The organism is Rhodoferax ferrireducens (assembly GCF_003347515.1).
In the GTDB taxonomy this organism is placed as follows: Bacteria; Pseudomonadota; Gammaproteobacteria; order Burkholderiales; family Burkholderiaceae_C; genus Rhodoferax.
This window is the reverse complement of record NZ_QEII01000303.1, coordinates 83127-96763: the sequence shown is the minus strand read 5'-3', so window position 1 is coordinate 96763 and position 13637 is coordinate 83127. Positions and strand designations below refer to the sequence as shown.

The following is a 13637-nucleotide window of genomic DNA, read 5'->3' as shown; positions in this document are numbered from 1 at the left end:
CCGGGTGGTGGCGTAAGGACTAGTGCCCCACGCCGCTTTCAATGCCGTGCAATTCGGACGCCCCGACCACGACGACCACGGTGCCCGCAGGTGGGCCTTCTTTCAAGAAGGCCACCCCGCCCTTGATCGATTCGACGACGACGGCGTGCCGTACATACACGAGGGGTTCGGGGTTGGTATACGCCCACGTTTTGCCGTTTCGGTCATACAGCAATGCGCCGTAGGGCGCGGTCATGATCCCGGATGAATTGACCGCGACTTGACCGGTCTTGATGTCGAGTCGTTCGGCCGCCCGCTGGCTCAGGGTTATTTTCTTCAGCGCTGAGCCGTTAATTTTTTCGACCGTCGACGCGGCGGCCGTTTTGGCCAGGGCGACACCGCCAGCAGCCATCGCAGCCCACGGTGAGAGCGAAGCGCCCAGTACCAGTGTGACAAGGCCTAGTCGATTCAAAGTGTTCATGTCGGGTCTCCATTCATCGTTGGAAGATTGGCGTTGCTCAGGCTGACCCGGCCGCCACGTCGAGCGTGCCTTGCGCGGAGCGCGCACCGAAGCGCAGATAGAGCGCCGGAATACAGACCAGCAGCCACAGCGTGGTACTGACCAGCCCGCCAAGGATCACGACCGCAGATCCGTGCAGGATTTCGAGGCCGGCCACATCACCCAGCACTACAAACGGCAGAACCAGCATAGCGGTGGTGATGGCACTGATGAGTACGGCCGGGATACGCTCACCCATGCCCCGGCGCACCAGGGCCGCGTCAAACGCTTCGCCGTGCAACTCGAGTGACTGAAAGTGCCGCACCAGCAATACCGTGTTGCGCACACTGAGCCCGAGCACTGCGCCGAATCCGAGCATGGACCCCAGCGTGAAGCCGTCATCGCCAGCGAGCACCGCGAGGAAGCCCCCGAGCATCGCAACCGGCACGCCGAGAAGGCTGAACAAGGCCAAACGCCAACTACCGAAGGCTGCTTGCAGGAGGAGGAAGATCAACGCCGCGGCAGCCAGCAAATAGCTGTACAGCGAACGCAATGCTGCCTGACGAGCGAAGTGCTCGCCCAGCACTTGCGCGTGGTACTCGAACGGAAAAGGCATTTCCTTGATGCGGCGGGCCACTTCACGCGACACGGCGGAAACATCGCCCCCGGTGACGTCGGCCTCGATATCGATCCGCCGCGATACGCCCTGGCGCCGGATCACGCCGGGCGAGGCCGTCGTGTTCACGTCGGCAATGTCGCCCAGGCGCACCTGGGGCCCAGCCGGCGAATCAATCAGCAGATTGCGCATGTCGCTCAGGTTGTTACGCACGTCCGGGCTGCCCACGACGATGACATCGAACACCTTCTGGTCCTCAAACAGCGCGCCAACCGTGATGCCCGACATCAACGTCGAGGCGGCGCGGCGCACGTCGCCCGGCTTCAGGCCGAAGTGACGGGCTTTGTCGAGATCTCCCTTGACCTCAATGGTGGTCTTCTCGGCATGCGCCTCCACGCGCGGATTCGAGATGCCGTCGATTTTGGCCAGCACGTCGCGAATCTCCTCAGCCTTGTCTTGAATGATCTTTTGGTCGTGCCCATAGACGCGCACGCTGACGGTCTCGTCATCGCCGGTCAGGGTTTCTCGCATTCGTTTCGACAGGAAGGTATGGACTTCGCCTTTGAGGCCGGGGTATCCGGCCACCACCTGCTGCATCGCTTCGAGCGTGTCTTCGTAGTCAGCATCTGGATCGATGCTGACCCACACTTCGGCGGAATTCACATCGGCTACTTCTTTGGAAAGCACTGCACGACCTACTTGGGCGGCCGCGTTGCGAACCCCCTTGAGCGCCAGCAAATCCTTCATCACGGAAGCCGCCGACCGGTTCATCGCCGGCAGCGAAGTTCCCGCGGAGCCCTCCAACTCCACCACGACATCGGTCTCCTTGAAGCCCGGCAGATACGTGCGCTCCGAATTGGTCCAAACCAGCACGCCAACAACCACTCCGATGGCGCCGAGTGCGAATGCCGGTAGCGGTGTGTGCAACGCGGCATCCACCAGACGAGCGGAGCCGCTTTTCATCTTCATCATCACGCGCGATCCGGTGCGCTCTGGCAAGGAAGTGGAGGACAACAGCAACAGGCTGAGTGCCGGTGTCAAGGTCAATGCGACTGCCAACGACGCCAGCACCGCCACAATGTAAGCCCAGACCAGTGGCTGGAAGAAAGGAGCGGACGCGCCCTGCATGAAAAGGGCGGGCAGTACCGCGAGCAGAAGAATCGCCGTCGCATACAGCATGGGCCCGCGCACCTCAAGGGCCGCCCGAACAATGATGTCCAGCGCTGGCTGCTGACTGTCCTCGCGGCGCGCTTCGCGCAGCCTGCGCGCAATGTGATCGACGTCAATAATCGCATCGTCAACGATGACAGCCACCGCCAGCATCAGGCCCGCAACCATCAGCATATTGATGTCGGCGCCCCATGCTTGAAACACCCAGACCGCCGCCAGCAGCGACGTCGGAATGACGAGTGCGGCGACCAATGCCGCCCGCCAGCTGCCAAGCAGCAGGCCGACCGCAATGACGACCAACAGATAGGCGATCACGATGCCGGTGGCGAGATTCCTGGCGGCGCGTTCGATGAAACTCGCCGGCCGATAGATCTTGGTGTCGACCTCGATGCCCTTCATGCCAGGGCTCAGTTCCCGCAGAGCCGCCTCGACGCCTTCGGTGACTTGCGTTGTATTGGCGCCAGGAAACTTTTCGACCACCAGCAACAGGCCGCTGCCGTCCTTGAGAATGGCCGAGCCAATCTGTGGCTGGCTGTCCTCGACCACCCGAACCACATCCTGCAGCGGCAACGAAGTACCGAACACGGGTACCTTGGCAAAGCTCTCCGGAGACGATGTGGGCGATACGTGCCGCACGCCGAGGCGCTGGTTTGGCGTGTCGATAAAACCACCCGCGCCCGGCGTCGACGAGTTGAGATAGGTCAATGGCGATGCCCATACGGACTCGCCTGCGGTCTTGACGATCTGCTCAAGCGTGACGCCTTTCGCGCGCAGCCGGGCGGGGTCGACCTGCACATGCACTTGCCGGTTGTGCATTCCCCACACCGAGACGTTGGCTACCCCCGGTACGCCGACCAGGCGCGGCACAATGTTCCAGCGCGCCTGCACCGACATCTCAATCAATGACACGGTCTTGGAGCTGAGTCCGATATTCATGATCCGGCTCGCCGATGAAACCGGTTGCAGCATCACCGGTGGACTCGATACATTCGGCAGCGCGTGGGCCTGGGTCAGCCGTTCCTGCACCATCTGGCGCGCCTGCATCAAGTTGGTTCCCGGCGCGAAGAACATCTCGATCGACGACAAGCCGGTGATCGATTCGGATTCGATCGAGTGCAGCCAGGGTACGCCATTGAGCAAGTCCGCCTCCAGCGGTACCGTGATCAAGGACTCCACTTCGGACGCCGACAAGCCGAGCGCCTCTGTTTGAACTTCCAGGGAAAGTGGCGAGAACTCCGGTACCAGATCAAGCGGTACGTTGCGGGTGTGCCAGATGCCACCGACGAGGAGCACTACAGCCAGGGAAATCACGACCGTTCGAAGTCGCAGGCTTGAGGAAATGATCCATTGCAGCATGACATGACCCTCCGTTCCGAACTGGGAGAGCCAGCGGCGGTGCGCGTTGTTCTCCTTCACGGGCCGCCTATAACCAACCGTTACGCCTTCGCACCAATCGTTACGCTCTCATGGTGAATACTAGGTATGCGGGGGGCGTTCGTTTTTGCGAAATGTCAATGGCAAGGGTGGGGGGAGCGTGGCCTGTGAGTCGCCTGTAGTCAACGCGACTGCTTGTCGCATTCATACGATAAAAAAGCGTTCTGGAACCGGGGTTTCCCCTGACTCCAGAACGCCCGTGTGGCCTATGCCTCAGTCGGTTAAGCGCGCTTGCTGGCGACCACCGGCACGGCGACCGGTTGTGGCCGCTTGCCGCCGGTCAGCAGCCGGACCGCGAACCAGGCCAGGCACAGGGTGCCGATGGTGAAGACGATATCGCCCGGCACCCGCAGCCAGACCATGGTTTCCATGAACGGTGAATGGACAAACTCCGCGGAGCGGGCATACCACATGCCCTCGGTGACGCTGGCCCAGGCTTGGTAGATGCCGGCCGGCACCAGCGAGAGAAACACCATCATGGCCAGGCCGATATTGAGTGACCAGAACATGACTTGCAGCAGTTTGTCAGACCAGGCGGCCCGATTCGACAAGCCACGCAGGCAGAACAGCAACAGGCCAATGCCCAGCATGCCGTAGACACCAAACAGGGCGGCGTGGCCGTGGGCCGCCGTCATGTTCAGGCCTTGCATGTAATACAGCGCGATCGGTGTGTTGATGGAGAAGCCCAGCAAGCCGGCGCCCACCACGTTCCAGAAGCCGACGGCGATGAAACACAAAATTGACCACTTGTAGCTTTGCACCCAGGGCGCGGCCTTGGAGCGCTGGTAGTTGCGATAGGCCTCAATCCCGATCATGGCCAGTGGCACCACTTCCAGCGCCGAGAACATGGCACCGATGGCAATCACGAAAGTCGGCGTGCCGGTGAAATACAGGTGGTGCAAGGTGCCCAGAATGCCGCCGAACAGGAACACGATGGTTTCCAGCACGATGGCGCTGTTGGCGGTGCTGGCGCGGATCAGGCCGAGGCGGGTGAACAGCAGGGCAATCACGGCGGTGGCGAACACTTCAAAAAAGCCTTCAACCCAGAGGTGGACCAACCACCAGCGCCAGTACTCGATCATCGAATAATGGGTGCGTGGGCCCCAGGTCAGGGAGGTGGCATAAAAGCCGCCGATGCACAGCGCGGCCAGGAACACCATGGCAATAAGGCCGCGGCTCTCGGAAGGTTTTTTCAGGGCCGGCATCAGGCCGCGACCCAAAAGCGTGACCCAGAACAGCAGGCCGATGAACAGCAGGATTTGCCAGATGCGGCCCATGCTGGTGAATTCCAGGCCCTGGTTGCCGATCCAGAAAGAGAAGTCATTGCCCAGGCGCTGCAAAGTGCCGAGCCAGCCGAAGGCGGTAGAGCCGACGACGATGAACAGCAGGGCGTAAAACAACACGTCAACCCCGAGCTTCTGGTATTTGGGCTCATGGCCGGAGATCGCCGGGGCGATGTACAGGCCGGTCGCCAGCCAGGCGGTGGCAATCCACAACACGGCAAACTGGGTATGGATGGTGCGGCTCACCGTGAAGGGCAGGATCTGCCCGAGCGGGAAGCCAAAAAAGCTCTGGCCCTCGACCGCGTAGTGCGCGGTGATCACGCCCATGCCGACCTGCGCCAGGATCAGGCCGATCACCACGTAGAAGTATTTGCGCGTTGCCTTCATCGACGGCGTCGGTTTCAGGTCGAACAGCGGATCGTTCTTGGGCGGCGTCGGATCGCCCTCTTCCTTGTGGGTGGAGTGGTAAAAAATCATGCCGGCGATGGCGGCGAGCATGAAGATGATGCTGGCAATCGACCAGATGCCGGCGCCTGCCGTCGGGGTGTTGTCCACCAGCGGTTCATGCGGCCAGTTGCTGGTGTAGCTCAAATCCGTTTCGCCCGGACGGTCCGTGGCGGCCGACCAGGACGCCCAGAAGATAAAGGCGGGCAGGGCCTGCAGGTCCAGCGGATCGGCCAGGGAGTCGGGGTTCATCGCATACTGTTCGCGCAGCTTGTCGAGCGACGGCTCGTTGCCAAACAGGCCGACGTAATGGGCCACCACCTGGGCCACCGCCTCGGCGCGCTCGGGCGAGAGGGTCAGGTTGCCGGTGCTGGCGTCATAGCTGTTGCGCCGCATCTCTTCCTTGAGCCGGCCGTTGAGTTCGGCTTGCGGGCCCACCTCCAATTGCGCATAGGGCTTGCCGAAATCACGCTGGGCCCAGACTTCACGCAGGGCCAGCGCTTCGCGGTGCAGCCAGTCGGCCGACCAGTCGGGGGCGAGATAACTGCCATGGCCCCAGACCGAGCCCAGCTGCTGGCCGCCGGCCGACAGCCAGGCTTCCTGGCCGCGCTGAACCTGTCCTTCGGAGAACAAAACCGTCCCCTTGGTACTGATGACTTGTTTGGGAATAGGCGGCGCTGTCACATAAATCTCGGTCCCGACCCAGCCCAAAACGGCGAAAGACAGTACACAGATGACGGCGAGCCAGGTCCAGAGTTTGCGTGTGGCATGCATGGCAAAGATTCCTTGTTGGTGGGTTAAAAATTTCAGTGGACAGAGCGTGAGCCCGGCATCACTTAAGAGGTATTCTAAATGCATCTATAAATAAGATGCAAGTAAAATACTTCTTTTAAATGAATTTTTATTACCACCCATGACGGCCATGCTCCAACGCTTGATCAAAGCCCCTGACGGGCGCAGGGTGCTGCATGGGCAGGCCGCATAATGAGCCCGATCAGAGGCGCGCGCGCCAGCGCCAGCGCTTGAAAAACACCATCGACAGGTCATCCCATGAACACATTGCCAGACATCGAATTTTCCGAAGCACTGATACGCCGCTTTGACAAACTCGGTCCCCGCTACACCTCGTACCCCACGGCCGACCGTTTCCATGCGGAATTCACCGAGCAGAGCTATATCGAGTACCTGGCGCAGCGCAGCACGCAGGCGGGCAACAATCCGCCGCTGTCGATTTACGTGCATTTGCCGTTTTGCGAGTCCTTGTGCTACTTTTGCGCCTGCAACAAGATCATCACCAAGGAACATGGCCGCACCACCGAGTACCTGCGTTACCTGGCCAAGGAGATGGCGCTGGTGGTCGCCCACATCGGCCCGGACCGGCGCACGGCGCAGCTGCATTTCGGCGGCGGCACCCCGACGTTCTTAAGCCCGGATGAACTGCGCGAGTTGATGACGATGCTGCGCAGCCATTTTGATTTTCTGCCGGACGCCGAACTCGGCATCGAGATCGACCCGCGCACCGTCAGCGACGACACCATGGCGATGCTGGCGGAACTGGGCTTTAACCGCACCAGCTTCGGCGTGCAGGACTTCGATCTCGCGGTGCAACAGGCGGTGAACCGGGTGCAGCCCTACGAGATGGTGGAAAAAGCCGTCACGGCCAGCCGCAAGGCGGGTTTCGAGTCGATCAACGCCGACCTGATTTACGGCCTGCCCAAACAGTCGCTGGAGAGCTTCAACCGCACGCTGGACAGTGTCATCGAGCTGTCGCCGGAACGCATCGCGCTCTACAACTACGCCCATCTGCCGAGCCGCTTCAAGGCGCAGCGCCTGATTGTCGAAGCCGACCTGCCGACCGCCGAGGCGCGCCTGCAGATCTTCCTGATGTCGGTGCGGCGCTTGCTGGACGCCGGCTACATCTACATCGGGCTCGACCATTTTTCCAAGCCGGATGACGAGCTGAACAAGGCGCGGCTGGACAAGAGCCTGCACCGCAACTTCCAGGGCTACACCACGCGCGCCGACTGTGACTTGATCGGTTTTGGCGTCTCCGCCATCGGCAAGGTCGGTCATTCCTACAGCCAGTCGGTGCGCACCGTGAACGCCTATTACCAACATCTGGACGCGAATCGGCTGCCGATCGAGAAAGGCTTTTCACTCAGCGCCGACGATGTGCTGCGGCGCCAGGTGATCATGGAGCTGATGTGCAGCGGACCGGTTGACTTTGCGGCGATCAACCGCACGCACGGCATCGACTTTCGCAGCTACTTTGCGCAGGAGCTGGCGCAACTGAAACAGTACGAAGAGGCCGAACTGATTCAGGTTGACGAGCACCGGATTGCAGTCACGCCCAAGGGGCGGATGTTCGTGCGCGCCGTCGGCATGGTGTTTGACAGCTACCTGGCGCAGCAATCCAGCGCCAAGTTTTCAAAGTTGATTTGAGCGCTGGTGCGCGATCCGCTTGCCGTGCGGCAGGGTGGCCAGGCGCGTGAACATGTGCCGGCAGTAACCGCTGATCTGCAGGCATTTGTTGATCTCATCGACCGGCAAGGGGCCGGAGACCACCACGATGTCATTGGCGCGGTCCAGCGCGCCGGCGGCGCGTAAGCGCCTGCGGGCCGTGGTGGCCCAGGAATTGATGCGAAAAGGGCTGCCATGCTCATGCAGCGCGCCGGTGCTGGCGTCAAAAGCAATGGCGACGTTGTCGGTTGTGAGGCGCAAGCGGTGTTCCCCGGTGACCGCGCTGGCCGGTGTGCTCATGTCGTACAAATGGTAGTTACCTTCTTTGAGCTGGTATTGCAATGCCATGGGGTCTCCTCGTTGAAGTGTATTGTGGGTTGCGGCGCGCCGGCACTAAAGTTAAAAAAGAGGGTAAAAACCAACGCTGTTTATTCGTCCCCTGAAGGCAGGAGTGCCGCGCCGGAAGCTGGACTCAGGCGAGTCGGACTTGCAGATAGTCCAGCACGTCGTTGAGGGAGACCAGCCGGGCGTAGTCCGCCTCCGGGATGTTCACGCCAAAACGCTCGTGCAGGCTCACCAGAAAATTAAGCCAGTCCATCGAGTCCAGATCCACCTGCTGGCGAAGCGGTTGCGCGAGTGCCAGCGCCTCAGGCTCCAACTCGGGCGCAATCGAACGCAACAGGGTGATCACGGTATCCGTCAGGGTCTGACGATCAAGTGTCATGAGGAGGCTCCTGGCTTGGGTTGGCTTGGGTTATGGCGTGGCGCAGGCGTCCGCCAGCGCTTGGGGTTGCTGCAACAGTTCGCGCAGCTCGACCAGAAACAGGGCGCCACGGTGGCCATCCGAGGCGCGGTGATCGGCGGCCAGGGTCGCGCACACCAGTGGCTGCGCGCGCACGTCGCCGTCCACCACCCAGGGGCGCGTGGCGATGCTGCCAAAGCCCACCAGCGCTACCTGTGGCGGGTAGATCACGCCAAACACTGAGGCCGCACTTTGCTCGCCGAGGTTGGTGACGGTGAGGGTCGGGTCGCTCATTTCGGAGCTGCGCAGCGAACCGGCCCGCGCCCGCTTGACCAGGTCGGCCAGCTCGCGCATCAGCTGCGCCAGCGGCTTGGCGCCGACGTCGTGTAGCGCGGGCGCGACCAGGCCCCCACCCCGCAGCGAAATCGCCACGCCGGTGTGCACCGCCGTACTCGGCTGGAACTGGCCGTCACGAAAGAAACCGTTGAGCTCGGGCGTGCGCCGCAGCGCCAGCGCCACCGCCTTGAGCAGCAGCACGGCCGGCAGGATGCGTTCGGTGATGGGCAGGCCTTCGTTGTGCTGCTGCAGCCAGGCCAGCGCCGTGGCCATTGAAATCATCTCGCTCAGGTAATAGTGCGGAATCTCGCGTTTCGAGCGGCTCATGGCTGCGGCAATCGCCTTGCGCATTTCCTTCTGGCGATCGACGCCGGCTGGGGTGGCCGAAGCGGCTTCGGCGGCTGGCACTGCAGCGGCTGCGGCGACCGGTGGCGCAGGCGCATGAAGCCGCGCCGCCGCTTCGATGTCGGCCAGCGTGACCGAGCCCTGCGCGCCGCTGCCACGCACGCTGTCGGGGTCAATGCCGAGTTCCTTCGCCCGTCGGCGTGCGGACGGCGACACCGCATGGCGCGCGGCACTGACGGGCGCTTTCTCAAACGCGGGCATGGGCTTGGGTGCAGCGGTCTCGCCCGGTTCCAGCAGCGTCGCCAGCACGGTGCCCACCGGCACCTTTTCGCCCGGCTGCACCAGCAGTTCATGCAGGATGCCGTCATGCCAGATCTCCACATCGACCGCCGCCTTGGACGTGTCCACCACCGCCACCACCTGGCCGCGGCGCACCGTGTCGCCCGGCTTGATTTGCCAGCTGAGCAAAGTGCCTTCGTCCATGTCGGCGCCGAGCGAGGGCAGCTTGAACTCGATCACGCCGTGTTCCCCAGCAAGGCCTGCACCGCCGCCACGATCTTCGGCACTTGCGGCAGTGCGGCTTCTTCCATGTGGCGGGCGTAGGGAATCGGCACCTCTTCGCTGCACACCCGCGCCAGCGGTGCATCCAGATCGAAAAAAGCCTGCTCCATGATCCGCGCCATGACCTCGGCCGCCAGACTGCCGGAACGCCAACTCTCGTCGATGACAAGCGCACGCCGGCACTTGCGCACCGAGGCCATCACGGTGGCGTCATCCAGCGGGCGCAACACGCGCAGGTCGATCACCTCGGCGGCAATGCCCAGGGCCGCCAGTTCCTCCGCCGCCCGCAAGGCCTTGGGCAGGCAGCCACCATAGGTGATCAGGCTGACATCGCTGCCTGCGCGGCGAACGCAGGCGCTACTAATATCCACCGTCGGCGCGTCCCCGTCGGGCAGTTCGCCCTCCAGGTTGTAGAGCTGCGCGTGTTCGAAGATCAGCACCGGGTCCGGGTCGGCCAGCGCGGGTGCCAGCATGCCGCGCGCGTCCTCCACCGTGGCCGGGGTCAGCACGCGCAGGCCGGGCACATGGGCGTACCAGCTCTCGAAACTGTTGGAATGCTGGGCCGCCACCTGGCGCCCGGCGCCGGTGGCCATGCAGATCACCAGCGGCACCGAAAACTGGCCGCCCGACATGTGGTGCAGCATGGCCGCCGTGTTGACGATCGGGTCCAGCGCCAGCAGGCTGAAGTTGACGGTCATGACTTCGACAATCGGGCGCATGCCCCCCAGCGCCGCACCGATGCCGGCTCCGACAAAACCCAGCTCGGACAGTGGCGTGTCGCGAATGCGCTCGGGGCCGAACTCTTCCAGCAGCCCCTTGGACACCGCGTAGGTGCCGCCATAGCGGCCCACGTCCTCACCCATCAGGAACACGCGCGGGTCGGCCTGCAGTGCTTCGCGCAGCGCCTCCCGCAAGGCTTCTCGGTAGCTGATACGCCGGCCCATCACAGCGCCCCTTCGGCTGTGTACACATGGCGCAGCAACTCTTCCACCGGCTCCCAAGTACCGGCCTCGGCAAAAGCCACCGCGGCCTCGACCTCGGCCTGCGCCGCCGCATCCAGCGCCAGGAACTCGTCTTCCGTCAGGCTGCCTTGCGCCTTGAGGCGGGCGCTGTAGGTGTGAATCGGTCCGCGTGTCTTCCAGGCCTCTACCTCGCGTTTGTCGCGGTACAGCTCGGGGTCAAACATGGAGTGGGCCCGGAAACGGTAGGTGCGCAGCTCCACAAACACCGGGCCCTTGCCGGCGCGCACCTGCTGCGCGGCGCCCTGCACGGCGTCCACCACGGCCACCACGTCCATGCCATCGACACTCACGGTCGCCATGCCGTAGGACGCGGCTTTCACGCACAGATCAGTCTGCGATTCGGAGCGCGCCAGCGCCGTGCCCATGGCGTAAAAATTGTTCTCGCAGCAAAACAGCACCGGCAGCTGCCACAGCGCGGCCAGGTTCATGGCTTCGTGAAACGCCCCCTCGGCGATGGCGCCTTCACCGAAGAAGCAGGCCGTCAGCGCCGGGCGGCCGGCCATCTTGTCAGCCAGGGCCAGCCCGACCGCCAGCGGCAGGCCGCCGCCGACGATGGCTTGCCCGCCGTAAAAGCGCGCCGCACGGTCGAACAAGTGCATCGAGCCGCCCCGGCCATGCGAGCAGCCCTCCTGTTTGCCATACATCTCGGCCATGATCGGCCCCATGCCAACGCCGCGCAACAGCGCGTGGCCGTGCTCGCGGTAGGTGGCCACGACGTTGTCGTCCGCCGTCAGTGCGCGCACGGCGCCGACCGCCACCGCTTCCTCGCCGATGTACAGGTGCAGGAAGCCGCGAATTTTTTGCTGGCCATACAACTCGGCCGCCTTTTCCTCCATGCGACGCACGCGCAGCAGGTCGGACAGCACGGCCAGCGCCAACGGCTTGTCCCAAGGCACCGGGCCACTCGGTGGCGCGGGCACTTGAAACGAGTTCATGCGCCGCCTTCAAGCGTCGAGGTATCGCCTTCCGGCAGGCCCAGTTCGCGCGCCTTGAGCAGGCGGCGCATGATCTTGCCGCTGCGGGTGCGGGGCAAGCTGGGCAGAAAAGCGATTTCCTTCGGCGCCACGGCCGCCCCGAGGCGCTTGCGCGCATGGGCCGAGATGTCCATGCGCAGCCCTTCGCTGGGCTGGTAGCCGTCCTTGAGTGAGACAAAGGCCTTGACCACTTCGCCCACCATCGCATCGGGCTTGCCGATCACCCCGGCCTCGGCCACCGCCGGGTGTTCCATCAACACGCTCTCCACCTCGAACGGGCCAATCAGGTGGCCGGCCGACTTGATGACATCGTCGGCACGGCCGACAAACCAGTAATAGCCATCGGCGTCAACCCGCGCCAGATCACCGGTCAGGTACAGGTCGCCGGCAAAGCATTGGCGGTAGCGCGCCTCGTTGTTCAGATAACCGCGAAACATCGACGGCCAGCCGCTCCTCAAAGCCAGCTCACCTTCAACATTGGGGGTGTCGATGATGCGCACCCGCGGCGGCTCGCCCTCGGCCTCCAGATGCTCGACGATGAAGGCCTCGATGCCGGGCAGGGGCCGGCCCATGGAGCCGGGCTTGATGTCAAAGGCCGGGGTGTTGGCGATCATGATGCCACCGGTCTCGGTCTGCCACCAGTTGTCGTGAATCGGCAGGCCCAGCGCCTCCTGGCCCCACCACACCGCTTCCGGGTTGAGTGGCTCGCCGACGCTGGCGACAAAACGCAACGCGGGGTAGCTGTGGCGCCGTGCCAATTCGGTGCCGGCTTTCATCAGCATCCGTATCGCCGTGGGCGCGGTGTACCAAACGCTGATTTGCTCCTGTTCCAGCAGGGTGTACCAGCGCTCGGCATCAAACTCTTCACGGTCAATCAGCGAGGTTACGCCCTGCAGCAGCGGCGCGATGATGCCGTAGGAGGTGCCTGTCACCCAGCCGGGGTCGGCGGTGCACCAGTAGCGGTCATCCGGGTGCAGATCCAGTGCATAACGACCAGTGGCAAAGTGGGTCACCACGGCCCCATGCACATGCAACGCGCCCTTCGGTGTGCCGGTGGTGCCGCTGGTGAAGTGCAGCAAAGCCGGGTCGTCGGGCTGCGTGGCCACCGTGCTGAAGGTGTCGGGTGCTAAGGCCATCAGCGTGTGCCAGTCGAGCGTGCCCGGTTCGTTCGTGATGCCACCATCTTCGGCCACCAGCAGCACATGGCGCAACGAGGACATCTGTTCGCGAATCTGCTTCACCTTGCGCCGGTACAGCGCATCGGTGGTCACCAGCACCTGGCCTGCGCCGAGCCGGATGCGCGTGGCAATAGGCTCCGGGCCAAAGGCGGAGAACAGTGGCGTCACCACCGTGCCATTTTTCAGCGCCCCGAGTACCGCAACATAGAGCTCGGGCATGCGCCCGGCCAGTACAAACAGCCGGTCGCCCTTGTTCACACCCAAGTCCTGCAACACGTTGGCAAAGCGGTTGGTTTGCTGCGCCAGCTGGCCGTAGCTGAGGTCCAGGGCGGGCGTGTTGCGCGCAACGAAACGCAGCGCAATGCGGTCGCGCAACACACCGCCAGCATGCCGGTCCACTGCCTCGAAGCCCATATTCAGGCCACCACCTGGCAGACCCTGCAAGGCCCGCCGGGCCAGACCCCACACATCCACGCGACGCTCCGCCTCAAAGTCGGTCCAATGCGGCGGCGTGCGCTGCTCAGACGCGAGCTTGTGAATGATAGCCGGTCTCTCCATACCCGCCCTTTGGTTGGTGCACGCCGGGGTTCGCCC

The 13637-nt window shown here is 63.4% G+C and carries 10 protein-coding genes; 1 reads left to right on the top strand and 9 read right to left on the bottom strand.

Annotation, left to right across the window (positions count from 1 at the left end; translation table 11 throughout):
• Nucleotides 1-19 precede the first annotated feature (19 nt).
• The 3 genes from C5P05_RS23645 to C5P05_RS23635 all read right to left on the bottom strand — a co-directional run bounded on the left by C5P05_RS23645 (nt 20) and on the right by C5P05_RS23635 (nt 6199).
• Nucleotides 20-460 carry a hypothetical protein gene (locus C5P05_RS23645; protein WP_114972312.1) on the bottom strand — a complete coding sequence of 147 codons (441 nt, stop codon included), beginning with the start codon at nt 458-460 and terminating at the stop codon, nt 20-22.
• Between the two features lie 37 nt (nt 461-497).
• Nucleotides 498-3620 carry an efflux RND transporter permease subunit gene (locus C5P05_RS23640; protein WP_114972311.1) on the bottom strand — a complete coding sequence of 1041 codons (3123 nt, stop codon included), beginning with the start codon at nt 3618-3620 and terminating at the stop codon, nt 498-500.
• A 299-nt stretch (nt 3621-3919) separates the two neighbouring features.
• On the bottom strand, nt 3920-6199 hold the full coding sequence (locus C5P05_RS23635; RefSeq protein ID WP_114972310.1) for a nitric-oxide reductase large subunit: 2280 nt from the start codon (nt 6197-6199) through the stop codon (nt 3920-3922).
• Between the two features lie 276 nt (nt 6200-6475).
• Here C5P05_RS23635 and hemN point away from each other — a divergent pair, with 276 nt between their 5' ends.
• Complete coding sequence (gene hemN / locus C5P05_RS23630; protein ID WP_114972309.1) at nt 6476-7867, top strand: oxygen-independent coproporphyrinogen III oxidase; 1392 nt, start codon at nt 6476-6478, stop codon at nt 7865-7867.
• Here hemN and C5P05_RS23625 read toward each other — a convergent pair.
• The 6 genes from C5P05_RS23625 to acsA form a co-directional block, all read right to left on the bottom strand.
• Nucleotides 7853-8233 carry a hypothetical protein gene (locus C5P05_RS23625; protein ID WP_114972308.1) on the bottom strand — a complete coding sequence of 127 codons (381 nt, stop codon included), beginning with the start codon at nt 8231-8233 and terminating at the stop codon, nt 7853-7855. The genes hemN and C5P05_RS23625 overlap by 15 nt on opposite strands.
• Nucleotides 8234-8357: 124 nt before the next feature.
• Nucleotides 8358-8609 carry an acyl carrier protein gene (locus C5P05_RS23620; protein WP_114972307.1) on the bottom strand — a complete coding sequence of 84 codons (252 nt, stop codon included), beginning with the start codon at nt 8607-8609 and terminating at the stop codon, nt 8358-8360.
• Between the two features lie 30 nt (nt 8610-8639).
• A complete protein-coding gene (locus C5P05_RS23615; RefSeq protein ID WP_114972306.1) occupies nt 8640-9827 on the bottom strand; it encodes a dihydrolipoamide acetyltransferase family protein in 1188 nt (395 codons plus the stop codon).
• On the bottom strand, nt 9824-10813 hold the full coding sequence (locus C5P05_RS23610; protein ID WP_114972305.1) for an alpha-ketoacid dehydrogenase subunit beta: 990 nt from the start codon (nt 10811-10813) through the stop codon (nt 9824-9826). Before C5P05_RS23610 ends, C5P05_RS23615 begins: the two co-directional genes overlap by 4 nt.
• Complete coding sequence (pdhA, locus tag C5P05_RS23605) at nt 10813-11826, bottom strand: pyruvate dehydrogenase (acetyl-transferring) E1 component subunit alpha (protein WP_114972304.1); 1014 nt, start codon at nt 11824-11826, stop codon at nt 10813-10815. Before pdhA ends, C5P05_RS23610 begins: the two co-directional genes overlap by 1 nt.
• The gene (gene acsA, locus C5P05_RS23600) at nt 11823-13601 is read right to left on the bottom strand and encodes an acetate--CoA ligase (RefSeq protein ID WP_114972303.1); all 1779 of its coding nucleotides are present in this window, start codon (nt 13599-13601) and stop codon (nt 11823-11825) included. The genes pdhA and acsA overlap by 4 nt, the downstream gene beginning before the upstream one ends.
• Nucleotides 13602-13637: the final 36 nt, after the last annotated feature.

What these genes read in the sequence shown, in the direction of transcription:
- C5P05_RS23645 (WP_114972312.1), bottom strand. Translation starts at nt 460, where the DNA reads ATGAACACTTTGAATCGACTAGGCCTTGTCACACTGGTACTGGGCGCT.
- C5P05_RS23640 (WP_114972311.1), bottom strand. Translation starts at nt 3,620, where the DNA reads ATGCTGCAATGGATCATTTCCTCAAGCCTGCGACTTCGAACGGTCGTG.
- C5P05_RS23635 (WP_114972310.1), bottom strand. Translation starts at nt 6,199, where the DNA reads ATGCATGCCACACGCAAACTCTGGACCTGGCTCGCCGTCATCTGTGTA.
- hemN (WP_114972309.1), top strand. Translation starts at nt 6,476, where the DNA reads ATGAACACATTGCCAGACATCGAATTTTCCGAAGCACTGATACGCCGC.
- C5P05_RS23625 (WP_114972308.1), bottom strand. Translation starts at nt 8,233, where the DNA reads ATGGCATTGCAATACCAGCTCAAAGAAGGTAACTACCATTTGTACGAC.
- C5P05_RS23620 (WP_114972307.1), bottom strand. Translation starts at nt 8,609, where the DNA reads ATGACACTTGATCGTCAGACCCTGACGGATACCGTGATCACCCTGTTG.
- C5P05_RS23610 (WP_114972305.1), bottom strand. Translation starts at nt 10,813, where the DNA reads ATGGGCCGGCGTATCAGCTACCGAGAAGCCTTGCGGGAGGCGCTGCGC.
- pdhA (WP_114972304.1), bottom strand. Translation starts at nt 11,826, where the DNA reads ATGAACTCGTTTCAAGTGCCCGCGCCACCGAGTGGCCCGGTGCCTTGG.
- acsA (WP_114972303.1), bottom strand. Translation starts at nt 13,601, where the DNA reads ATGGAGAGACCGGCTATCATTCACAAGCTCGCGTCTGAGCAGCGCACG.